The organism is Streptomyces sp. NPDC048644, from assembly GCF_043199105.1.
Taxonomy (GTDB): Bacteria; Actinomycetota; Actinomycetes; order Streptomycetales; family Streptomycetaceae; genus Streptomyces.
Map to the genome: position 1 here is coordinate 377,034 of NZ_JBICVO010000008.1, position 22,235 is coordinate 399,268.

Below are 22,235 nucleotides of genomic sequence, written 5' to 3' on the forward strand. Positions count from 1 at the left end.
CATAGGGCAGCCGTCAACCGTACGCGAACCGAGCAGCCCGCGCACCTGGTCCCCCGCGTGATGCGACGCTCAGCGGGAGCGGTCCGTCCGCCGCCGGTGCCTGGCCACCCGGGCGCGGTTGCCGCAGGCCGAGCTGGAGCACCAGCGCCTGCGCCGCCCCCGTGACGTGTCGAGGTAGACCAGCGGGCAGCTCTCGCCCTCGCAGTGGCGCAGCCGGCCGCGGGCCGCGGTGTCGGTCAGCAGCGTGAGCGCGTCCCGTGCCACCGCGGCCAGCAGCGCCGCGCAGTCGGGCGGGCCGGGGAGGGTGCGGACGAGGGCGCCGTCGGGGCCGCGGACCGCGCGGACGGCGGGCGGGTCGGCGGCGGCTGCGGTGCGGTTGAGCAGGTCGAGGTCCCCGGTGGCCGCCCGGCCGCCGAGTTCGTCCTGCACCACGCGGCGCAGCAGCGCGCGCAGGGCGCAGAAGCGGGCGACCCAGCGGCCGTCGATGCCGTCCAGTGGTGCGGCCCCTGGTACCACGCCGGCTCCGGCGAGCCAGGCGCGCAACTGCTCGGGCCCGGTGAGCCGTTCGGCCGGCGGGCCGTCGGTGGCCATCAGGTCCAGGCAGATCCGCCCGCAGTCGAACCGCAGGCCGTCAGGCGCCGCCATGTTCCTGTCACTCCTTAGACGAACTGCGCGAGAGGAATTGCCCGAACGGTGAGAGGCTTCGAGAACCAACCGGCACCGTGAGTGCGTCGTCCTCCAGAGTGCCCCGCCGTGCGGTCCCGCCGGAACCCTGCCGGCTCCCCCGCGTTGCGGTGCACGCTCGCCCGTCAGTCCATGTCCCCCATATACCCCCTCTCTATACATTCGGCGTATACAACTGCTGTATAGTCCCGGGCGTGGCGCCGCGGTCACTCCGCTCGGCCCCCGCGCCGCCCGTCGGCCCCGCCCGACCCGCCCGGCTCCTCAGGACGAAGGTCTCCATGTCGCGCACATCGCTGAACACCAACCGCTCCAGCATCACGCACAAGATCGGTTACGCGGTCCGCAACCCGGCCAAGATCACTCCGTACGTCAAGCGCACCGCGCGCGACACCTGGCTGCGGGTCAAGCACCCCAACCACGTGGACTATTACCGGGCCGTGATGGCGTCCGACGCGGGCCGCAACCCGGAGGCGGCGGTCGGCAGCCAGACCCACGACCGCTGGCTGGCCCTGGGCAAGATGCAGTTCGACTACCTCGCGGAGCACGGCCTCACCCCGCGCCACCGCATGCTCGACATCGGCTGCGGAAACCTCCGGGCGGGCTGGCGCTTCATCGCGCACCTCGACAGCGGCAATTACTACGGCATCGACATCTCGCCCGACATCCTGATATCCGCGAAGCAGACCCTGACCACGTACGAACTCCAGGACAAGCTGCCGCATTTGACGATCGTTCAGGACCTGAAGCTGGAGTTCCTCCCGGACGCCCACTTCGACGTCGTGCACGCCCACAGCGTCTTCTCGCACTCGCCGCTGAGCGTCATCGACGAATGCTTCTCCCACGTCGGCCGGGTCCTGGCCCCCGGCGGCTTCTTCGACTTCACCTTCGACCGCACCGAGGGCACCGAACACCAGGTGCTGCGCGAGGACTTCTACTACCGGACCGAGACCCTGCTGAAGCTGGCGCGCAAGCACGGCCTCGAAGCCCGCTTCATGGAGGACTGGGAGACCCGCAAGCACGGCCAGTCCAAGATCCGGGTCAACAACCCGTCCTGAGACGGGACCTGAACTCGTACGGGGCGGTCCTTCCCCCGAGGCCGCCCCGTACGACCACCCCGCACCTCCGCGGTCAGGCGCCGTACTTGTCGGTGTCCGCGTGCGGGTCGAGCGACAGCCGGTAGCCGCGCTTGACGACCGTCTGGATCAGCTTCGGGGCGCCAAGCGCCACCCGCAGCCTGGCCATCGCCGTCTCCACCGCGTGCTCGTCCCGCCCGGCGCCTGGCAGCGCCCGCAGCAGGTCCGCGCGGGAGACCACCCAGCCCGGCCGGCGGGCCAGCGCCCGCAGCAGCGCCATGCCCGCAGGCGGCACCGGCCGCAGCTCGCCGTCCACCAGCACCGCGTGCCCGCGCAGTTCGAGCTGCCGCCCGGCGACCGGCAGCGTCACCGCCCGGCCGGGGAGTTCCCGGCACAGCAGCTGCACCAGCGGCCCGAGCCGGAAGCGCTCCGGCTGGTGGGTGGGGACGTCATGCGCCTGGAGGGGCAGCGCCGTCACCGGGCCCACACAGGCCGCCAGCACATCCCGCCGCAGGGCCGCCAGCACCTCGTCGCCCATCCCCCGCTCCTCGGCCCTGCGCAGCAGCGAGGCGGCGGCCGGCGCGCTGGTGAACGTCACCGCGTCCACGCCGTGGCAGGTCATCAGGTCGAGCAGCCGGTCCACCGGGCCCAGGTCCTCCGGCGGCATCCACCGGTAGACCGGCACCCCGACGACCTCGGCGCCGCCGGCCCGCAGCGCCTCGACGAAGCCCGGCAGCGGTTCACCGTGCAGCTGGACGGCGATCCGCTGACCCCGCACACCCGTCTCCAGCAGCCGGTCGAGCACCTCGGCCATCGACTCCGACGCGGGCGACCACTTCTCGGTCAGCCCGGCGGCCCGGATCGCACCGCGCACCTTCGGCCCGCGCGCCAGCAGCTCCACCCCGGCCAGCCGCGCCAGCAGTTCCTCGCCCAGACCCCAGCCCTCGGCGGCCTCGACCCAGCCGCGGAACCCGATCGCGGTGGTGGCGACGACCACGTCGGGGGCGTGGCCGATCAGATCGCGGGTGGTGTCCAGCAGTTCGGAGTCGTCGGCCAGCGGGACGATCCGCAGGGCCGGGGCGTGCAGCACCTGTGCGCCGCGCCGCTCCAGCAGCGCCCCCAGCTCCGCCGCCCGCCGGGCCGCCGTCACCCCGACGGTGAACCCGGCCAGCGGCGGCACGGCGGCGGGGGCGGTCGCCGCCCGCCGCGGCCCGTCCGCCTCGTGTCCGTCCGTCCCACGGCCGTCCGCGCCGTCCGCCGGCTCTGCCTGCCCTTGCTCAACCTGCATGGTCCTCGTCCCGCTCCGCCCCGAGTGGTGTGGTGCCTGGTGCTCCCGTGCCGCCCGTGGCCACGGAGGTACCGGAGCGCCGAGCCTGCCAACGGCAGGTGACACGCGAGGTCCCACCGTATTTCCCGGCTGTTACGGGGCCGTTCCGGTAGCCGGTGTATCAGACCTCCGCACGGACCCGCGCCGGCGTCTCACGCGCCGCCGCACGGCCCGCCCGTGCCCCGTGCCCGCCGGGCCGCAGGTATACGGCCCAGGTCACCGCGGAGCACACCGCGTAGCAGGCCAGGAACGACACGAAGGCCGGCGTCCCCGACCCGGTCGCCCCGAAGGACTGCCGGAACGCCAGGTTGATCCCCAGACCGCCGAGCGCGCCGACCGCGCCGATCAGCCCCATCGCGGCCCCCGACAGCCGCCGCCCGTACGCCACCGCCGCCTCACCTGCCAGCCCGCGCCGCACCGCCTGGGCCTGGAAGATCCCCGGAATCATCTTGTACGTCGAGCCGTTGCCGATGCCGGTCAGCACGAACAGGGCGGTGAACCCGGCGAGGAAGACCGGCAGCGACCCGGCAGCCGACGCCCGGATCACCACTCCCGTCGCCGCCGCCATCGCCACGAAGTTCCCCAGCGTGATCCGCGCCCCGCCGAACCGGTCCGCCAGGCGTCCGCCCACCGGCCGCAGCAACGACCCCAGCAGCGGCCCGGCGAACGTCAGCGACGCCGCCTGGAGCGGGGTGCGCCCGAACTGGCTCTGGAGCACCAGGCCGAACGCGAAGCTGTACCCGATGAACGACCCGAACGTGCCGACGTACAGCAGCGACATCACCCAGGTGTGCGGCTCACGCGCCGCGTCGCGCGCCGCACCGGTGTCGTGGGTGACCGGCCCCAGATTGTCCATGAACCGCGCCGCGAGCACCGCCACGACCACGATCAGCGGCGCGTACACCAGCGGCACCAGACGCGGCTGCGCGGCACCCGCCGTCCCGATGACCAGCAGCCCCACCAGCTGCACCACCGGCACCCCGACGTTCCCGCCGCCCGCGTTGAGACCCAGCGCCCAGCCCTTCTTCCGCAGCGGATAGAAGGCGTTGATGTTCGTCATCGACGAGGCGAAGTTGCCGCCGCCGACCCCGGCCAGCGCCGCGACCACCAGGAACGTCGGGTACGACGTCCCCGGCGTCATCACCCACGCCGTCGCCAGCGTCGGCACCAGCAGCAGCAGCGCGCTGACCACCGTCCAGTTCCGGCCGCCGAACAGCGCGACGGCGAAGGTGTACGGCACCCGCAGCACGCTCCCGACCAGCGTCGGGACCGCCACCAGGAAGAACTTCCCGGCCGGATCGATCCCGTAATCGGGCCCCATGAAGAGCACCATCACCGACCACAGGCTCCAGACCGAGAACCCGATGTGCTCGGACAGCACCGAGAACACCAGATTCCGCCGGGCCACCCGCTCCCCCGACGCCGCCCAGAACCCGGCGTCCTCCGGATCCCACCGCTCGATCCACCGCCCGCCTCGCCTCGTACGGCCACCGGTACCCGCGCGGCCGTCCGCCGCTGCCTCGTCCGTCATCGCCTCTCCCAGGGTCAGGTCAGGCCGTCGACGGTAGCCGTGCCGGATTTCCGCACCGTGCCGCCCCGTGACGCGGACGAAACCGTGGTCTCACCGGGCGCCCTGCGGCCCCGTGAGCAGCGCCGCGGGCGCCCCCCGTACCCGGTCGTACCCGGTCAACAGGGCGGTAGGATCCGCGATTCGGGCCGGGCCGCGCAGAGGGGAACACGCGAACGGCCGCGGCGGACCACACGACGGGAGAAAGGGGGGCCGCATGATTCCGTTCCTGGGACTCTTCCTCTTCGGCCTCGGCGTGGTGAGCGCCTTCCAATTGCGGCGCGCGAAGAAGCGCATCCGCACCATGGTCACCACCGAAACGCTGGCCGCAGGGGAACTCGGGCAGCTGCACCGGGCGGCGCTCGAAGCGGTCGGCGCCGGCGCGTTCCGGCAGCTCGCCGAGGTCGCCGGGGTCACCCGCGCCGCGACCACCGGCCCGCTGACCTCCGAGCTGAGCCGGACGGAGTGCGTGTGGTTCCGCACCCGCGTCACCCGCACGTACGAGACGCGCGGCAACGGCCCGCGCCAGGTCCGCAAGAAGAGCGAGGTGGTGTCCGACTTCCTCAGCCCCGCGCCCTTCCTCGTCGAGGACGCGTCGGGCCGCACCGCCGTCATCCCCGAGGGCGCCGTCGTCGACCGGGCGCCGAAGACCTACGACCGGTTCGAGGTGTACCGGCCCGGCGACAACCCACCGCTCGGCGGCCTCGACATCCCCGGCATCACCCGCAATCAACGCACCCTCGGCTTCCAGCAGGAGGAATGGGCCGTCGCCCCCGGCGCCCGCTTCTACGCGCGCGGCGAGGCCAGGGACGACGAGCGCGGCGAGCTGGCGGTGGGCGCCCCCGCGGACGGCAGCCCGTTCCTGATGGCCGCCGCTTCCGAGCAGGAGCTGATCGCCGCCGAGCAGCGCAAACAGGCCGTCTTCGGCGTCTTCGCCTGGGCCTGCGTACCGGTCGGCGCCGTACTCCTCGCCCTCTCCTACGCGCTGGATCTGCTGTAGGGCTGTCGTTTCGGCGCCGGAACTCCTACGCGATGCCCATCGCCTCCGCGTCATCCGGCGGCAGCCACCACGCGCCCCCGGGGACGGCCAACCAGCCGTCCGCCACGGCCAGTTCCCTGGCCGCGTCCCGCAGCGCGTCGAGCCCCGGATGCCGCAGCCCGTTCCGCCACACCATCCCCACCGGCGACAGCGGCACCGGATCCGCCACCGGCCGCAGCACCATCCCGGGCACCTCGATGAACTCCACACTCGCCAGCACCGACCACCCCCGCTTCCGCACCACCCGGACGAACTCCCGCGCGCCCTCGATCTCCGGGAACGGCGCGGCCATCGCGATCCCGCGGCCCGCGAAGAGCCGGGCGGCCAGGTCCGTCCACTCGGCGGTCTGCGCGTTGCCCGCGCCCGCGTAGAGCGTCTCGCCTGCCAGCGCACCGAGCGGCACGACGGTCCTGGCGGCCAGCGGATGGCCCTCGCCCAGCAGGACCGCCATCGGCTCCAGCCGCACCGGCTGGTGCGCGAGCCCCGTGCGCACCGCGGCCGGCAGCCCGGCCCACCTCCCGAACGAGACATCGAGACGCCCGGCCGCCAACTCCCCGGCCGCGCCCGTCAGTCCGCTGTGGAAGCGGGCGATCAGCTCACAGCTGTCCGGCAGCCGCTCCCTGGCCGCCTCCAGGACCCGGTGCGCGGTCCCGACCGGCACCCCCACATCGACCAGCAACGGCCTGACCTGCGCCGCGCCCCAGGCCCCGGCCAGCTCGTCGTGCGCCGCCACCACCCGCCGCGCGTACGGCAGCAGCCGCTCCCCGTCCGCCGTCAGCGTCACCTGCCGCGTCGTCCGTACGAACAGCCGCGCCCCCAACTCCCGCTCCAGGCGCCGGATATCGCGGCTGAGCGCCTGCTGGGCGACGTACCGCCGGGCAGCGGCCCGGGTGAAGTGCAGCTCGTCGGCCACCGCGAGGAAACCGCGCAGCAGCCGGGGATCGATGTCGTACGCCACCGGGCCACCCTTCCAGCCGCCCGCACCCCTGACAACCGTCCACAACCCAGGTGCGTGAATGCCTCCTGAACAGGTGTTGGACGCCCAACCGGCCCCGGCCACAGGCTTTCCGCATGGTCCTCTTCCTCGCCGCCCGCCCGGTCACCGCTCCCCCGGTACGCCGCCCGGCCCGCCCGCCTGGCCCCTACACCCGCCTCTTCGCCCTCCCCGGCACCCGCGCCTTCACCGCCGCCAGCCTTCTGGCCCGGCTGCCGAGGGGAATGCTGAGCGTCAGCGCGGTGCTGATGATCGCCGGATCCCGCGGCTCGTACGCGCTGGCCGGGGCGGTCACCGCGACCGGCCTGGCGGCCACCGCGCTCGTCGGCCCCTGGACGGCCCGGCTCACCGACCGCCACGGCCAGGCCAGGATCGCCGTCCCCGCCACCGTCATCGCCGCCGCCGGCTCCCTCTCCCTCCTCCTCTGCGTCCACCACCACGCGCCCGCCTGGACCCTCTTCGCCTCGTACGCGGCGACCGCCACCACCCCCAACACCGGCGGCCTGTCCCGGGCCCGCTGGGCCCACCTGCTGCGCGGCGACCCGGCGGCCCTGCACACCGCCCACGCCTTCGAACAGGCCGCGGACGAACTGTGCTTCCTGCTCGGACCGGTGCTTGCCACCCTGCTGTGCACCGCCGTCCACCCGGAAGCGGGCACCGCACTCGCCGCCGCGCTCCTCCTCACCGGCATGCTGCTCTTCGCCGCCCAGCGCCGCACCGAACCGCCCGTGGCACCGCGTACACCGCCGCCCGCACCCCGCTCCGGCTCCCCGGCCCGGCACCCCTCCTCCTGGCCTTCCTCGCCTCCGGCGCGGTCTTCGGCTCCCTGGAGATCGTGACGCTCGGCTACGCGGACGGCCACGGCGCCCGGTCCGCCGCGGGCGCCCTGCTCGCCCTCCAGGCCGCGGGATCCTGCGCCGCCGCCCTCGCCCTGACGGCCGCACTGCTTCTCGTCCGCGCCCCTGACCCCGCGAGCGGCGCAGGACCGGCCCCGGACATGACTCAGGCCCCGGTGTCCTGACGGACACACGGGGCCTGGGCCTCACATGGGAATTGTGGAGATGGCGGGAATCGAACCCGCGTCCAACGGTGCGGAATCAGGGCTTCTCCGAGTGCAGTTCGCTGCGATTTTCTCGGCCCCGGAGATCACGCGAACAAGTCTCCGACGGGCCCAGTCACTGTTTGATTTCCTTCTATACCCCGCGACCGGGTCTAGAAGTTTAGTTCCCTAGCTGATGCCAGGATCCGGGTCGGGAACACCCCCGGGCTGACACTTCGCAAGTCGCTACTTAGGCAGCGAGGGCGAAGGAATCGCGCTTGGTATTGGCGATTATTGTTTGCGACACATGGTTAACGAGATCATTGCCGCTTCCTCGACTCGCTTCCCCTGCTTCGACATCCGCTGTCGAAACCGATCATCCCCATGTTGTTTTTTCAAGAAATAGCCGATACCCCTGACAGCTGAGCTACGGCTACCTGCTGCACACCCTCCGTGGGGTGCGTTGCCATCGTACGTGACCAACGTCCGAGGGTGCCAGCGAATTCCCCGGCCCGGCCTCCGCCGGCCCTCCTCAGGACCGCTGGCGCCGCTTGGCCGCGGAGATCGCACGGTCCGTCTCGCGCCGGTCCTGCTGCTCGCGGAGCGTCTGCCGCTTGTCGTACTCCTTCTTGCCCTTGGCCAGCGCGATCTCGACCTTGGCCCGGCCGTCCTTGAAGTAGAGCGCCAGCGGCACGATCGTGTGGCCCGATTCCTGGCTCTTGGCCGCCAGCTTGTCGATCTCGACGCGGTGCATCAGCAGCTTCCGCTTGCGGCGGGCGCTGTGGTTGGTCCAGGTGCCCTGCGCGTACTCCGGAATGTGGACGTTGTGCAGCCACGCTTCGTGGTCGTCGATCTGGATGAAGCCGTCCACCAGCGATGCCCGGCCCTGCCGCAGCGACTTCACCTCGGTGCCGGTCAGCACCAGACCGCACTCATAGGTGTCCAGAATGTGGTAGTCGTGCCGCGCTTTCTTGTGCTGCGCGACGAGCTTGCGCCCGGGATCCTTGTCCTTGCCCTTTTGCTTAGCCATAGTGCGGCCATTTTCGCACTACGCACCGCCCCCGAGGCCACTCAATACTGTGCGGGCCCGCTGCACGGCACCGTCGCCCGCCGCGAGGTCGGGGGTGATGCCCCGGCCGTCGACCGCCCGGCCCGCCGGAGTCCGGTAGTGGCCGACGGTCAGCTCGGCCACCGAACCGTCCGGCAGCGCACTGGGCATCTGCACCGAACCCTTCCCGAAGGTCGGGGTGCCGACGACCACCGCGCGGCCACGGTCCTGGAGCGCCCCCGCCAGCATCTCGGCCGCGCTCATCGTCCCGCCGTCGACGAGGACGACCAAGGGGATACGGGTATCGCCGCCACCGTCGGCGTACAGCACGCGCTGGCTGCCGTGCACGTCGTACGTGGCGACCAGACCGCCGTCCAGGAAGGCGGAGGCGGCGGACACCGCCTCGGCGACCAGGCCGCCGGTGTTGCCGCGCAGGTCGAGCAGCAGCCCGGCGTGCGGCGCCGCGGCGCGCACCGCGTCCCGGATCTGCGCGCCGGTGCCCTTGGTGAACGCCGCGACCTTGATCCGGGTCGGCCCGGCGGCGCCGGCCGGCCGGTCCGTGCGGACGTCATCGCTTCTGAGGCGGACGCGGTGCAGGGTGACGCTCCACTGCCTGGCACCGCGCTGGAGGTCGAGAGCGACCGGGGTGCCCTCGCCGCCGGAGCCGCCGCCGTCGCCGCGCAGCCGGGCGACGACCTCGGTCACCGGACGGCCGCGGGACGGCCGGCCGCCGACGGCGCGCAGCCGGTCGCCCGTGGTGATGCCGGCGCGGGCCGCGGGCCCGTCGGGCCGTACCCGGGAGACCACTATGCGACCGCCCGCCGCCTGCCGCAGCCACAGGCCGACCCCTACGTAATCGCCGTCGAGCTGCCGCTGGAAGTCCTCGAATTCGCCGGCCGTGTAGATCGTCGACCAGCGGTCGCCGCTGCGGCTGACGACGTCCGCCGCGGCCTGCGCACCGGACTTGCCGTCCGCCATCGCCTGCGCCGCCGCGCCCTCGACCGCCTCGCGGTCCGCGGTGCGGCTCCCGGATCCCGGCGCCGCGGCCGGTTTTCCGTGGGAGCGGCCCTCGCGTCCTGCGTGCCAACTGCCCGTTGCGGCACCGGTGGCCAGCACGCTCGCGACGACCAACGTCAGGGCCGCCCCGCGGCGGCTGCGGCGGGGCCGGACGAACAATGACGTGCCCGACATGGCCGCGAGTCTAGAGGACGCAAAGGCGCCGCACGGTGAGTTGACCGTACGGCGCCCTTGGCGAAGTTCACACCTTGAGGTACTTGCGCAACGCGAAGAACGCGGCAATCGCGGGCATCACAAGGCCGATCAGCAGGACCAGCGGCAGCACCGAAGCGACCGAGTCCCAGCCGATGAAGTCGACCACCTTGATCCTCTGCGCCAACCAGTTGTTGATGAGCGCGTACTTGCCGCCGACGATCAGCACACACGCGAACGCGGCACCGATCAGGCCCGCGATGGCTGCCTCCATGATGAACGGCATCTGGATGTAGAAGCTGGACGCTCCCACCAGCCGCATGATGCCGGTCTCCCGCCTGCGGCTGAACGCCGACACCCGCACGGTGTTGACGATCAGCAACAGCGCAACGACCAGCATCAGCCCCATGACACAGAGCGCCGCGATCCGCATGCCGTCCAGGAGGTTGAACAGCGGCTCGACGGTTCCCCGTTGGTCCTGCACCTCCTGGACGCCGGGCCGTTCGGAGAACGCCGACTTGATGACCGCGAACTTCGTCGGGTCCTTCAACTTGACCCGGAAGGACTCCGGAAGCTGGTCGGGCGTCACCAGACCGGCGACGGGCGTGTCACCGAACTGCTGCTTGTAGTGCTTGTACGCCTGGTCACTGGACTCGTACTGCACGCTCTCCACGAGCGGCAGCCGGTTCAGGTCGGCCTTGATCTCCGCCTTCTGCTGCGCGGTCGCCGCCCCCTTGGCGCAATTACCGCCGGAGTCGTCGTTCTTGTTGCAGAAGAAGATGGAGACGTTGACCTTGTCGTACCAGTAGCCCTTCATGGTGTCGACCTGGTCGCTCATCAGCAGCGAGGCGCCGAACAGGCCGAGTGAGAGGGCTACGGAGACGATGACGGCGAAGGTCATCGTGAGGTTACGGCGGAGACCGACGCCGATCTCCGACAGGACGAACTGGGCGCGCATGGCGTCCTTTCAGTGCTGGTAGCCGTACACGCCGCGCGACTGGTCGCGTACGAGCCGGCCCTTCTCAAGTTCCATGACCCGCTTGCGCATCTGGTCGACGATCTGCTGGTCGTGGGTGGCCATGACCACCGTCGTACCGGTCCTGTTGATCCGGTCCAGCAGCTTCATGATGCCGACGGAGGTCTGCGGGTCGAGGTTGCCGGTCGGCTCGTCCGCGATGAGCAGCATCGGGCGGTTGACGAACGCCCGCGCGATGGCGACGCGCTGCTGCTCACCGCCGGACAGCTCGCCCGGCATCCGGTCCTCTTTGCCGCCGAGGCCGACGAGTTCGAGGACTTCGGGGACCGTCTTGCGGATCTGGCCGCGCGGCTTGCCGATGACTTCGAGGGCGAACGCGACGTTCTGGCCGACCGTCTTGTTGGGGAGCAGCCGGAAGTCCTGGAAGACCGTGCCCACCTGGCGGCGCATCTGCGGCACCTTCCAGTTGGACAGCTTCGCGAGGTCCTTCCCCAGGACGTGTACGGCACCATGGCTGGCGCGCTCCTCGCGCAGCAGCAGGCGCAGGAAAGTGGACTTACCGGAGCCCGAGGACCCCACCAGGAAGACGAACTCGCCGCGCTCGATCTCCAGGGAGACATCCCTGAGTGCGGGGCGGTTCTGCTTCGGGTAAGTCTTGGAGACGTTGTCGAATCGGATCACTGATGCACCACGGTCGACCTGGATAGGGACACGGGTTGCCGGGTTGCGGCTCCCGTCGGTGTGCGTGACCCTACGCGAACCTCAGACGGCGGCGCAGTCGGCGACCATGGTTGGTGCGTTTATTCACGGCGCCTACGGGACAAAAGCTGCGCATTCCGGCGGGGCGCGCCGTTCCGTCACGGAGCTGGCACAGTGGTAAGGGGAACACTCACGCTTCCCCGTGCGTTGGGGCTGTGGAGAAGGAGGTCGCATGACGTACGACCGATTGGTGTGCGCCAACTGCGCGGCCCCTGTGAGTGAGGGCCGCTGCCCTGTGTGCCGCGCGAACAGAGAGCGGCTCCAGCAGCAGGCGGGCGGCATGTTCGCCCAGCTCAATCCGGCGATGCTGCTGGCGCTCCTGGTGGCCCTGATCGCGGTGGGCCTGCTGCTGCACCAGGCCGTCTGAGCGCCCGCCTGCCGCATACCGCCGGGGTGCCCGGCGCCTCACCGGCCGTACCGAAGGCGCGGCTCCGGGTACGCGGAAGCGGTACGGCGCCCGTTCCGGCGCAGCAGGCCGTTTCCGGCCGTATCGACGCACGGCCGAGGGGCCCGGAGTGTGTGCACACTCCGGGCCCCTCGACTGTGGACGGGTCGGCGTCAGGCCGCTGCCGCGCCGCCACCGTTCTTGTTGATCAGGCGGGGCATCAGGCGGAAGCCGATACCGCCGGCGATCATCGTCGCCGCGCCGACGAGCAGGAAGGTCGTACCGGAAGCACCGGTCTCGGCCAGCTCGCCACCCTTGGCCTGCTGCTTGGCAGGGCCGGGGGTGTCCGCGATCTGCTCCTTGGACTGGCTCGGCTGCTCGATCGGCTTGCTGCCGGCGTTGTCGGTGCCGGTGCCGTCGCCACCGGTGGTGCTGCCACCCGTGTTGCCGCCGCCGGTGGTGCTGCCGTCGTGGCCGCCGGTCTGACCGCCGTTGCCGTGACCGCCGGTCTGGCCACCGTTCTCCTGGCCGCCGTTGCCGTGACCGCCGGTCTGACCGCCGTTCTCCTGGCCGCCGTTGCCGTGGCCACCGGTCTGACCGCCGTTCTCCTGGCCGCCGTTCTCCTGACCGCCGTCTTCCTGACCGCCGGTCTGGCCACCGTTCTCCTGGCCGCCGTCTTCCTGACCACCGGTCTCCTGACCGCCGGTCTGGCCACCGTTCTCCTGGCCGCCGTTCTCCTGGCCGCCGTCTTCCTGACCGCCGGTCTCCTGGCCACCGGTCTCCTGGCCGCCGATCAGACCGCCGTCCTCCTGGCCGCCGTCCGTGCCGCCGTTGTCCTGGCCGCCGTTGTCGTCGCCACCGGTGTCGCCACCGTCGCCGTTGCAGAACAGGTGCAGCGGGTCCAGCGGGCTGCAGTCGCTCGCGCCGCTCTGGCCGCCGGGCGTGGCCGCGGAGGCCGCGCCGGCAGCGGTGAGCGACGCTCCGGCCGCGATCACCGCGCTGGCCGCAATACGCGCAACGCGCAGCCGCGTCTTCTTGGTCATGTGTCTGCTACCCCCAGTAGCTGAACTCGTCAATGGAGCATCTCTGTTCGGGGCCACGACGCCAGGGGTTCACGCGAGTACTCGGCGCCGCTCACCGGCGGGCCACTCAAATTTCCCCGTTCACACACGCGCGCCCCAGACAGACGCATGCCGCGCCCAGCCTTCCCAGTTCTCCGGGCAACGTCAAGGTCGAATAACGCCTTTACGCCCGAATCGCCGAAGAATCGCCCGTTACATGGACGTACGACTGTGACCTAACCGCCATAGCAAAAACAACTGCCCCCTCGCGGGGAACAGTTGTTTCCGGGTCGGAACGGGCCGATACCGCCTGCTTACTTGCCCTGTTCCTGCTGCTTGCGCCAGCGGATACCGGCCTCCAGGAAGCCGTCGATGTCGCCGTCCAGCACACCGGTCGGGTTGCCGACCTCGAACTCCGTCCGCAGGTCCTTGACCATCTGGTAGGGGTGCAGGACGTACGAACGCATCTGGTTGCCCCAGGAGTTGCCGCCGTCGCCCTTGAGCGCGTCCATCTTCGCCTGCTCCTCCTGGCGGCGGCGTTCGAGCAGCTTGGCCTGGAGGACGTTCATCGCGGTCGCCTTGTTCTGGATCTGCGAGCGCTCGTTCTGGCAGGAGACCACGATGCCGGTGGGGATGTGCGTCAGACGGACGGCGGAGTCCGTGGTGTTGACGCCCTGGCCGCCGGGGCCCGAGGAACGGTAGACGTCCACCCGCAGTTCGGACTCGTCGATCTCGATGTGGTCGGTCTGCTCGACGACCGGCAGCACCTCGACGCCGGCGAACGACGTCTGGCGGCGGCCCTGGTTGTCGAACGGCGAGATGCGCACCAGGCGGTGGGTGCCCTGCTCGACCGAGAGGGTGCCGTAGGCGTACGGCACCTGGACGGCGAAGGTGGTCGACTTGATGCCGGCCTCTTCGGCGTAGGAGGTTTCGTAGACCTCGGTCTTGTAGCCGTGCCGCTCGGCCCAGCGGAGGTACATGCGCTGGAGCTTCTCGGCGAAGTCGGCGGCGTCCACGCCGCCGGCCTCGGCCCGGATGTTGACGACGGCCTCGCGGGAGTCGTACTCACCGGAGAGCAGGGTGCGGACCTCCAGCTCGTCCACCGCCTTGCGGACGGCGTTCAGCTCCGCCTCGGCCTCGGTACGGGTGTCCTCGTCGTCCTCGGCCTCGGCCAGCTCGAAGAGGACCTCCAGGTCGTCGACCCGGGCGCGCAGCTCTTCGGCACGGCGCAGCTGGCCCTGGAGGTACGAAAGGCGGCTGGTGATCTTCTGCGCACTCTCCGGGTCGTCCCACAGGGACGGCGCCGCGGCCTGCTCCTCAAGCACGGCGATATCGGCCCTCATCTTGTCGAGGTCCAGGACGGCCTCGATCGACCCCATGGTCGAGGAGAGGGACTTCAGCTCTTCGGAAACATCGACGACTGCCACGCACCCAGCCTAACGGCTGCCGCCGACAGCGTGCCCAAGCCCCGTCACGGCGACCGCTCACGCGCTCCGCGCCGCCCGGTACCGCCCCCCTCCGGCCGTCACACAGCGCCACGGCCGGAGGCGGCCCGCGGAACCCGATGGCCTCAGGGCGCGGCGGGATCCGGCTGCTCGATGCCGGGTCCGGCGTCCCCGTGGGTGTCGTCGCCCGAGGCCAGCCAGCCGCCGATGCCCGCGGCGACGACCAACGCGGCTGCCGCGGCCCCGAGTCTGATGCGGCGCTTGCGCACCGCCTCCGGTGACGAACGGTGACGGGCCGATCCCGCCCGGCGCTCACCCGCCGCCCGCGGGGTGCGCGCGGTGCCGTGCGCACCGCCCGCCAGTTCGTCGGGGCCCGGCACCCGCATGCTCGTGTGCGTCTCACGGTTCGAGTCGGGCGCCGTCCCCTGCACGAGCGGTACCGCTCCCCGGGCCGGGGCGGTCTCGGCCGGCGCCACCGGGGGATAGAGCCCTTCCTCCTTGCCTCCGGAGGGCGCGGCGTCCTGCTCGTCCTCCGGGTCCTCGCTGCCGGGCTCGTCGATGTCCAGCGGCGGGATGCCGGCGAGCCCGGGGAGCAGCTCGCGCAGCCGGGCGGCCAGCTCCGGTGCGCGCAGCCGGGAGGCGGGCGCCTTGGCCAGGCACTGGAGGAGCAGCTGCCACAGTTCGTCCGGGATGCCGGGCAGCGGCGCCACCCGTTCGGTGACGTGGCGGCGCAGCACCGCTCCTGGATGCCCGCCGCCGAACGGCGTGAAGCCGGCCAGCATCTCGTACAGGACGGTCGCCAGCGCGTAGACGTCCACGGAGGCGCGCGGCGGCAGCCCTTCGATGATCTCGGGGGCGAGGTAGTCGGGGGTGCCGATGACCTTGGTGGCGCGCGTTCTCCGGGGGGAGTCCACGAGGCGGGCGATGCCGAAGTCGGTCAGCAGCGCGGGGTGCGCGCCTCCGGGGCCGAGCGGGCCCTGCATGTCCAGGAGTACGTTCTCCGGCTTGACGTCGCGGTGCACGATGCGGGCGGCGTGGGCTGCGGCCAGCCCGTCGGCGACGTCGGCGGCGATGGCGCAGGCGGCCTCCGGTGGCAGCCGCCGCTCCCGCTCCAGCCGGGTCCGCAGGTCGGTCCCCCGCACGAGGTCCATGACCAGGGCGAGGTCGTTGCCGTCGACCACGAGGTCGCGCACGCCGACGACCCTCGGGTGGTCCAGGCTCAGCAGCGCCGTACGTTCCTGTACGAAGCGGCCGACGAGTTCCTGGTCGGATGCGAGGTCCTCACGCAACAGCTTGATGGCCACGGCCCCTTCGGGGCCCTCGCCCAGCCATACCGTGCCTGCACTGCCGCGTCCCAGGATCTGGTGGGCGGTGTACCGGCTGCCGATCTTCCGTGCCAAGACTGCTCCGACGTGTCGGGCCCCCGAGCGTCCTGCGGAGGCTGAAGTTGGCGTCAAAGCTACGCGGGTACCGGGGGGTTCCGTGCCCCGGAAGGCGGCAACCCGCACTTCTGTGGGAGAAATCGCCGCTGGATGTCGACAAATCCACAGAGTTGCCGGGAGGCGGGCTCTCCGCCCGGGGACGGGCCGGGCTCCCGGGATGTCCCCGGGAGCCGTTCGGGCCCGGTCAGAACTTGCTGCTCAGCCCGTTGACGAAGTCCCGCACGCCGGCGAAGACGTCCCCGATCTGCGTGAAGAACCCCTTGGTGGTGCCGATCCACTCCTGGAGCGGGGTCAGCTCCCAGATCAGCCAGCTCGCCACGAACAGGATGACGATCGTGAACAGGCAGCCCTTGAGGCAGCCCAGGCCCGGGATCCGCATCGGGTTGGCGCTGCGCTGACGGGGCTCGCGGCGCGGGCGCGGCTCAGGGGCGGGCGGGCGCTGCGGTTCGTAGCGCTGCGGCGGCGGCTCCTGGCGGCGCTGCGGGGCCTGCGGCTGCTGCTGCGCGTACGGCACCGGGGCCGGCTGCGGGCGGTACTGGGGCGGCTGCTGTTGCTGCTGGGGCGGTGGCTGCGGGGCGGCCGGGCGGCGCTGCGGGCGGCGGCGCAACGGGTCGTCGCCGGGCTCCAGGTACTGCACCTGGGTCTGGTCGTTGCGGTCGCGCGCGGCCCGCATCTGGGACTCCCAGGGATGCGGCCCGTCGGGGTCCTGCGGGCCGCCGCCCGGCGGGCCGCCCGGCATCGGGGGCACCGGCGGCATCGCGCGGGTCGGGTCGGCGTTCGGACCGCCGGGGGTGCCGGTCTGCGGCAGCACGCTGGTCGCGGCTGCCGGGTCGAAGGACCCGGCGTTGGACGGCAGGACCTGGGTGGGGTCGGCTTCGCCCGCACCGGGGCCGCCGTTCTCCGTCCCCGGCACCGTCGCGGGCGCCGGGTCGGGGGCGAGCAGCGCGGCGACGCCGAGTGCCGCCTCGGCCTGGGCCGGGGTGGCGTGCACGCCGACACCGGCCGCGACGGTACGCAGCGCGCGGGCGAGGTTCTCGGCGCTCGGCCGGCCCTCCGGCTGCTTGCTCAGACAGCGCTCTATGACCGTCCACAGCGGTTCGGGCACCGAGCCGGGGCGCTGCGGCTCCTCGCTGAGGTGGCGGTGCAGCACCTCCAGGGCGGTCGATCCGGCGAACGGCGGGCGGCCGGTGACCAGCTCGTACAGCAGGATGCCGGCGCCGTAGATGTCGACGGCCGAGGTCTGCGGGCGGCCCTCGGCCGACTCCGGAGCGACGTAGGCGGGGGTGCCGACGAATTCGTGGGTGCGGGTCAGGCCCGGGGAGTCGGCGAGGCGGGCGATGCCGAAGTCGGTCAGCATCGGGTGCATCTCGCCGCCGCCGTCGGACCCGGCGAGCAGGACGTTGGCGGGCTTGAGGTCGCGGTGCACCACGCCGTCGGCGTGGCTTGCGGCCAGTGCGTCGGCGATCTGCGCGGTGAGCAGGGAGGCCGCCACCGGGCTGAAGGGACCGTTGTCCCGGAGGTAGCGGTGCAGGTCGGGGCCGTCGACCAGGTCCATGACGAGCGCGAGCATGTCGCCCTCGACGACGAGGTCGCGGGTCCGCACGATGTTGGGGTGGGTGAGCCGCAACAGGACGGAGCGCTCCCGCAGGAAGCGCATCACCACATCCGCGTCGTGTGCCAGCTCTTCCTTGAGGACCTTGATCGCGACCGTCTCGCCGGGCTCGCCGGCCACCGCGGCCTCGGCCCCCGCCGCCTCCCGCTGACGCGCACGCCAGACGGTGCCCGTGGCGCCGCGTCCCAGCGGCTCCTCAAGCAGGTACTTGCTGCCTACCGGCCGCACGTCATGCGCTCCCTGGTCGTGATCGAACTCTGTCCGGCCCGCTGGGTCAGCTCGCGGCCCGTCGCCCCACTGTAGTGCCGACGTACAAGCCCGTCGGCGTGGCGGATCGTACGGGGCTTGTGGGGAAGACGCCCGTTCCGGACGGATGGTTGCCACGGGACGGCGGGCGATGTGCGCGGCAGGACCGGGTGGCCGGACGGGCGGACCGCGCACGCCGCAGGTCCGCGGTTTCCCTGTCCGGCCGGCAACCGGCAAGATCATTGAGTGCCGGTCGGCGGGCGTGTTGTCAGTGGCAGGTGCGAGGATGCATCCAGCACGCATGCGGAGGGGGAGCGCGCTCTCGGTCGCACCGTGCACTTGGGACTTGTACGAGCCGACGCGCTCGGGCGCGGTGGGGGATTGAGCGGGCCCCTGCCGAACTCCCCGGGCAGAAGGGACCGTTGACGGCGATGCAGATCCGGCTGACCGTCCTCGGGCCGCGCAGCGGCCACCCCACGCGGGCCTGTGACGTGCTCGTGACGGCCCCTGCCGGGACCGCACTTGCGGCGGTGGCCGGTTCGCTCGCCGCGTCGGTCGCCGGCAGCGGCGCGGACGTCGGCGCGTCCGGTGGCGGGCCCGTCGTCCTCTTCGCGGGCGCCGAGCGGCTCGATCCGCAGCGCGCCGCGCTCGGTGAACCCCCGCTGATCGACGGCGCGGTGCTCTCCCTCCAGGCCCCCGGGCCCGACCCCGCCCACGGCCTGCCGCACGGCCCGGCGAGGCTGCGCGTGGTCTCGGGCCCCGACGCCGGCGGCGTCCATCTGCTGCACGGCGGCCAGATCCGCATCGGCCGCTCCGGCGACGCCGACGTACCACTCGACGACCCGGACGTCTCCCGGCTGCACTGCGCCGTGACGGTCGAGGCGGACGGCTCGGTCTACGTCGCCGACCTGCGGTCCACGAACGGCACCGTCGTCGACGGCACCGAACTGGGCGCGCACCCCGCGCCGCTGCACGCGGGCACCCTGCTGCGCATCGGCGAGTCCGCGCTGCGCCTCCAGCCCTCGTCCGGCACCCCCGATCCCGCACTCCAGGCCACCCCGGACGGCGAGGGCCACCTCCGGGTGCGCCCCGGCGACCCGGGCGCCCCGGAGGCCGACGGCGGCGCTGACGAGGACCGCGGTACCGGCGTACGCGCGGTCGGCGCGGCGGGAGCGGGCGGCTCGTACAGCGGCTCCTACGACGCGTCCGACGGGCGCGGCGGGCCGGCCGGCGGTACGGCTCCGGTGGCCGTTCCTGGGCAGTACGCCGACGGCGGCCACGAAGCCGGGGCACCGTCCACCGGACCGGGCGACGGCGCGCGGCCCGGGGCCGTGCGCGATCCCCGCGCATACCCGGGCGGCGGGCTGAGCAGCGCCGTGGCGGCCGGCGCCGCGCGCGGCCAGGAGCGGCAGGACACGCCGCTGCACGGCACCCCGATCGCCGCCCGCGGGCAGCAGCACCCCGGCGGCACGCCCCCGCGGCCCGTGGACGACACGCCCGTTCACGGCCGTCCCGATCACCCGGGCCACCCCGGGTCAGGCGCCCCGTACGGCGGCCACGACCCGCGGGACGACCGCTTCGCCGCCCCCCACGGCGCTCCGGAGGATCCCCGCGCCCAGGAGCCGTCCCGGCACGGCACCCCGCTGCGCGGCACCCCCGCCGACGGCTTCGGCCCCGGGGTCCGCGTGCGGCCGGACGCCGGGCCCGCGGGCGCCGGTGAGGGCACGCACGGCGGGCAGCAGGAGTTGGCGCCCCCCGAGGGGATGTCCCGCAGGGGCGGGCGGCGCGGCGGCATCGGCGCCTGGGCGCGCCGGCTCGCGGGCGGCAGGCCCGCCGTGGACGGCCCGGATGAGGCCGCCCCCCTGGAGGCCGGGCCCGCCGTGGTGGCGGCCGACGCCGGCCACCCCGCCGACGAGGCGGCGCAGGAGGCCGAGCCGTCGTCAGGGCCGGCGGCGCACGAGCGATGGCCGGACGCCGCCGCCGTACTGCTGACGGCGCTCGGTCCAGGACCCCGCCTGTGGGAGCGCGACCAGGACCATCAGGACGCGCTGACCGTCCGGCTCGGCACCGCGTCCAGGTCCGGCGGCCGGACCGCCGTGCCGGTCACCGTCGAGCTGCGCCGGGCGGGCGCGCTCGGCCTCGCGGGCCCGCGCACCCGCCTCGCCGGGCTTGCCCGTTCGGCCCTCGCCCAGCTCGCCGCCCTGCACGCACCCGCCGCCCTCGAAATCGTGCTGATCAGCACGGACCGCACACGCAGCACCGAGGAACGGATCGCCGACTGGTCCTGGCTCGGCTGGCTGCCGCACGCCCGCCCCGCGCACGGCCAGGACTGCCGGCTGCTGCTGGCCTACGACAAGGAGCAGGCGGCGGCCCGCACCGCCGAGCTGGTCCGCAGGCTCGACGACGGGCCGCTCGGCCCCGGCTGGGCCAGCGCCGAGCGCGCCGAGGTCGCGGCGGCAGCCGCCCGCTACCGCGGCCCGTTCACGGTCGTGCTGGTGGACGGCGATCTGGGCTCGTCCGCGCTGCGCGAGACCGCCGCGCGGCTGGCGGCGGGCGGGCCCGCGGCCGGTATCCACCTCATCTGCCTGGCCGAGACCCCCGCCGCGTCCCCGGCCTTCCCCCTGGCCGCGACGTACGAGGCGGCCCGCGCGGCGTCGCCCGCGTTCGGCGAGTGCGGGGCGGTCGCGGTGCTCAGCGGCGATGTCGCCACCGCGCTGCGGGTCGTGCAGCCGGGCTCCGGGCCCAACGGCACGGTCGCCGCCCTCGACGCGGTGTCCGGCGCCTGGGCCGACCGGTTCGCCAGGGCGCTGGCGCCGCTGCGCGAGTCCGAGGCGACGGCGACGGTCGGCGGCCGTCCGGTGCACCGCGCCGCCGCCCCGCTGCCCGAAGCGTCGCGCCTCCTCGACGAGTTGGGCCTCGCGCGGGCCACACCCGCCTCGCTGATGGCCCGGTGGGCCGCGGCCATGGACACCGACCGGCCGAGCATCCCGGCTGTGCTGGGCGCGGGGCCGCACGGCCCGGTCTGCGCCGATCTCGCCGCGGACGCCTCGCACCTCCTCCTGGAGGGCGCACCGGGCAGCGGCAAGACCGAACTGCTGCGGTCGCTGGCCGCGTCGCTCGCCGCCGCCGACCGCCCCGATCTGTTGTCGATGGTGCTGGTGGACGGCGGCGGCAGCGAACGCGGCGAGGGCCTGCGGGTCTGCACGGACCTGCCGCACGTCACGACGTACCTGGCGGCGTCGGATCCGGTCCGGATGCGGGAGTTCGCGCAGGCGCTGTCGTCGGAGCTGAAGCGGCGCGCGGAAATACTGGCCGACACGCCGTTCGCGGAGTGGCGCGCCAAGCATCTGCCGGCGCCGCGCGTGGTCGCACCACGGCGGACGACGGAGGGCGCGCCGGGCGGAGCGGAGGCCGATTCGTCGACGACGGGGACGCTGCGGCTCCGGCCGCGCAGCGGGCCGCAGCCCGGGGATGAGCCCGTGGCCGCGGTGCCGATGCCCCGGCTGTTCGTGCTGGTCGACGACTTCGACGCGCTGGTCTCGCCCGCGCTGGGCAGCACCGGCCGTCCGTCGGCCGGTTCGGTGGTGCGCGCGCTGGAGGCGGTGGCCAGGGACGGCGCGGCGCTCGGCGTGCATCTGATCGCCGCGACCGGCCATCCGGACCGTACGGCCGACACCGCGACCTCGGAACGCGCCGGTCTGCGCGTCCAGTTGGGGTCGCCGGCCGATCCGTCCGACCCGGTGCCGCCCGGCCGGGGCCGGCTGCACCGCGCGGAGGACGGCTCGTCAACACCGTTCCAGGCCGGACGGGTGACGGGCCGGATACCCCGGACGTCCACACTGCGGCCGACGGTCGTGCCGCTGGAGTGGCAGCGGATGGGCGATCCGCCGGCCCGGCGCCCGCTGCGCGAACTGGGCAACGGCCCCACGGATCTGGCCCTGCTCGCCAGCGCCCTGCAACGAGCCGCCCAGTCATCGGGCGCCCCGTCGGCCCCACCCCTGGCCTGAGCCGCCCGTCGGCCCCGCCCTGCCCCCGTCCCGGTGCATTCCGCCCGCACCGGGACGACGGGCCCGGCCGGGCAGCGGTGCAACCGTGCGGCGGAACTTCCCGGACTACGGCACGACCGGGCGAGGGCACGACCGGGCGAAGGCACGACGGGACAACCGGCCGCCCGTACAGCGCCCGATCCGTCAACTACGGTGATTCCAGCCTGCGTTGACGCCCCACTCCCCCGCCCGCCGCTCCGGTTTCCCTTCGCCCCGCCGCGCGCCATCTTCCGTTCACTTTCCTCCGCCTACGATGACGGCCGCGCCCTACCCCCGGTATCCG

The 22,235-nt window shown here is 73.2% G+C and carries 16 protein-coding genes, 1 other RNA gene and 1 pseudogene; 5 read left to right on the top strand and 13 right to left on the bottom strand.

The features are described 5' to 3' along the window. Positions 1 to 69 precede the first annotated feature (69 nt). Complete coding sequence (locus ACGFNI_RS21000; RefSeq protein ID WP_393685806.1) at positions 70 to 645, bottom strand: CGNR zinc finger domain-containing protein; 576 nt, start codon at positions 643 to 645, stop codon at positions 70 to 72. Between the two features lie 317 nt (positions 646 to 962). Here ACGFNI_RS21000 and ACGFNI_RS21005 point away from each other — a divergent pair, with 317 nt between their 5' ends. Next, positions 963 to 1,739: a class I SAM-dependent methyltransferase gene (locus tag ACGFNI_RS21005; protein ID WP_393685808.1), complete on the top strand. Its 777-nt coding sequence runs from the start codon at positions 963 to 965 to the stop codon at positions 1,737 to 1,739. 73 nt (positions 1,740 to 1,812) lie between these two features. On the opposite strand, the gene ACGFNI_RS21010 is transcribed toward ACGFNI_RS21005, so the two are convergent. Together ACGFNI_RS21010 and ACGFNI_RS21015 are read right to left on the bottom strand one after the other, a co-directional pair. Continuing rightward, complete coding sequence (locus tag ACGFNI_RS21010; protein ID WP_393685810.1) at positions 1,813 to 3,045, bottom strand: uroporphyrinogen-III synthase; 1,233 nt, start codon at positions 3,043 to 3,045, stop codon at positions 1,813 to 1,815. 160 nt (positions 3,046 to 3,205) lie between these two features. Beyond that, on the bottom strand, positions 3,206 to 4,615 hold the full coding sequence (locus ACGFNI_RS21015) for a nitrate/nitrite transporter (protein WP_393685812.1): 1,410 nt from the start codon (positions 4,613 to 4,615) through the stop codon (positions 3,206 to 3,208). Positions 4,616 to 4,868: 253 nt separating this feature from the next. Here ACGFNI_RS21015 and ACGFNI_RS21020 point away from each other — a divergent pair, with 253 nt between their 5' ends. Next, positions 4,869 to 5,651: a GIDE domain-containing protein gene (locus ACGFNI_RS21020; RefSeq protein WP_393685814.1), complete on the top strand. Its 783-nt coding sequence runs from the start codon at positions 4,869 to 4,871 to the stop codon at positions 5,649 to 5,651. A gap of 25 nt (positions 5,652 to 5,676) precedes the next feature. Here the strand turns inward: ACGFNI_RS21020 and ACGFNI_RS21025 are convergent, their stop codons facing one another. Next, the gene (locus ACGFNI_RS21025) at positions 5,677 to 6,648 is read right to left on the bottom strand and encodes a LysR family transcriptional regulator (protein WP_393685816.1); all 972 of its coding nucleotides are present in this window, start codon (positions 6,646 to 6,648) and stop codon (positions 5,677 to 5,679) included. Positions 6,649 to 6,761: 113 nt separating this feature from the next. Here ACGFNI_RS21025 and ACGFNI_RS21030 point away from each other — a divergent pair. Further along, a pseudogene (locus ACGFNI_RS21030) lies at positions 6,762 to 7,612 on the top strand (MFS transporter); the annotation flags it as partial. 125 nt (positions 7,613 to 7,737) lie between these two features. On the opposite strand, the gene ssrA reads toward ACGFNI_RS21030, so the two are convergent. From ssrA to ftsE, 5 genes are all read right to left on the bottom strand, one after another. Further along, positions 7,738 to 8,107: a transfer-messenger RNA gene (ssrA, locus tag ACGFNI_RS21035) on the bottom strand. A gap of 148 nt (positions 8,108 to 8,255) precedes the next feature. Next, a complete protein-coding gene (smpB, locus tag ACGFNI_RS21040) occupies positions 8,256 to 8,753 on the bottom strand; it encodes an SsrA-binding protein SmpB (protein WP_393685818.1) in 498 nt (165 codons plus the stop codon). Between the two features lie 18 nt (positions 8,754 to 8,771). Continuing rightward, the gene (locus ACGFNI_RS21045; RefSeq protein ID WP_393685820.1) at positions 8,772 to 9,962 is read right to left on the bottom strand and encodes a S41 family peptidase; all 1,191 of its coding nucleotides are present in this window, start codon (positions 9,960 to 9,962) and stop codon (positions 8,772 to 8,774) included. A 67-nt stretch (positions 9,963 to 10,029) separates the two neighbouring features. After that, a complete protein-coding gene (gene ftsX, locus ACGFNI_RS21050; protein ID WP_393685822.1) occupies positions 10,030 to 10,938 on the bottom strand; it encodes a permease-like cell division protein FtsX in 909 nt (302 codons plus the stop codon). A gap of 9 nt (positions 10,939 to 10,947) precedes the next feature. Next, complete coding sequence (gene ftsE, locus ACGFNI_RS21055; protein ID WP_030069385.1) at positions 10,948 to 11,637, bottom strand: cell division ATP-binding protein FtsE; 690 nt, start codon at positions 11,635 to 11,637, stop codon at positions 10,948 to 10,950. Between the two features lie 250 nt (positions 11,638 to 11,887). On the opposite strand from ftsE, the gene ACGFNI_RS21060 reads away from it, so the two are divergent. Next, the gene (locus tag ACGFNI_RS21060; RefSeq protein ID WP_393685824.1) at positions 11,888 to 12,082 is read left to right on the top strand and encodes a hypothetical protein; all 195 of its coding nucleotides are present in this window, start codon (positions 11,888 to 11,890) and stop codon (positions 12,080 to 12,082) included. 191 nt (positions 12,083 to 12,273) lie between these two features. On the opposite strand, the gene ACGFNI_RS21065 is transcribed toward ACGFNI_RS21060, so the two are convergent. The 4 genes from ACGFNI_RS21065 to ACGFNI_RS21080 form a co-directional block, all read right to left on the bottom strand. Beyond that, a complete protein-coding gene (locus tag ACGFNI_RS21065; protein ID WP_393685826.1) occupies positions 12,274 to 13,143 on the bottom strand; it encodes a hypothetical protein in 870 nt (289 codons plus the stop codon). A gap of 332 nt (positions 13,144 to 13,475) precedes the next feature. Further along, positions 13,476 to 14,588: a peptide chain release factor 2 gene (gene prfB, locus ACGFNI_RS21070; RefSeq protein ID WP_393685828.1), complete on the bottom strand. Its 1,113-nt coding sequence runs from the start codon at positions 14,586 to 14,588 to the stop codon at positions 13,476 to 13,478. 143 nt (positions 14,589 to 14,731) lie between these two features. After that, a complete protein-coding gene (locus ACGFNI_RS21075; protein ID WP_393685830.1) occupies positions 14,732 to 16,006 on the bottom strand; it encodes a serine/threonine-protein kinase in 1,275 nt (424 codons plus the stop codon). Between the two features lie 226 nt (positions 16,007 to 16,232). After that, positions 16,233 to 17,888 (bottom strand): serine/threonine-protein kinase, encoded by a 1,656-nt coding sequence (locus ACGFNI_RS21080; protein WP_393685832.1) that lies wholly within the window; start codon positions 17,886 to 17,888, stop codon positions 16,233 to 16,235. Between the two features lie 449 nt (positions 17,889 to 18,337). Between ACGFNI_RS21080 and ACGFNI_RS21085 the strand changes: the two genes are divergently transcribed. Then, positions 18,338 to 21,913, top strand: a complete 3,576-nt coding sequence (locus ACGFNI_RS21085) for an FtsK/SpoIIIE domain-containing protein (RefSeq protein ID WP_393685915.1) — start codon at positions 18,338 to 18,340, stop codon at positions 21,911 to 21,913. The last annotated feature ends 322 nt before the right edge of the window (positions 21,914 to 22,235 follow it).

Excerpts from the sequence above, each read along its gene's own strand:
- ACGFNI_RS21000 (WP_393685806.1), bottom strand. The coding sequence starts at position 645 with ATGGCGGCGCCTGACGGCCTGCGGTTCGACTGCGGGCGGATCTGCCTG.
- ACGFNI_RS21005 (WP_393685808.1), top strand. The coding sequence starts at position 963 with ATGTCGCGCACATCGCTGAACACCAACCGCTCCAGCATCACGCACAAG.
- ACGFNI_RS21010 (WP_393685810.1), bottom strand. The coding sequence starts at position 3,045 with ATGCAGGTTGAGCAAGGGCAGGCAGAGCCGGCGGACGGCGCGGACGGC.
- ACGFNI_RS21015 (WP_393685812.1), bottom strand. The coding sequence starts at position 4,615 with ATGACGGACGAGGCAGCGGCGGACGGCCGCGCGGGTACCGGTGGCCGT.
- ACGFNI_RS21020 (WP_393685814.1), top strand. The coding sequence starts at position 4,869 with ATGATTCCGTTCCTGGGACTCTTCCTCTTCGGCCTCGGCGTGGTGAGC.
- smpB (WP_393685818.1), bottom strand. The coding sequence starts at position 8,753 with ATGGCTAAGCAAAAGGGCAAGGACAAGGATCCCGGGCGCAAGCTCGTC.
- ACGFNI_RS21045 (WP_393685820.1), bottom strand. The coding sequence starts at position 9,962 with ATGTCGGGCACGTCATTGTTCGTCCGGCCCCGCCGCAGCCGCCGCGGG.
- ftsX (WP_393685822.1), bottom strand. The coding sequence starts at position 10,938 with ATGCGCGCCCAGTTCGTCCTGTCGGAGATCGGCGTCGGTCTCCGCCGT.
- ACGFNI_RS21060 (WP_393685824.1), top strand. The coding sequence starts at position 11,888 with ATGACGTACGACCGATTGGTGTGCGCCAACTGCGCGGCCCCTGTGAGT.
- ACGFNI_RS21065 (WP_393685826.1), bottom strand. The coding sequence starts at position 13,143 with ATGACCAAGAAGACGCGGCTGCGCGTTGCGCGTATTGCGGCCAGCGCG.
- ACGFNI_RS21085 (WP_393685915.1), top strand. The coding sequence starts at position 18,338 with ATGCAGATCCGGCTGACCGTCCTCGGGCCGCGCAGCGGCCACCCCACG.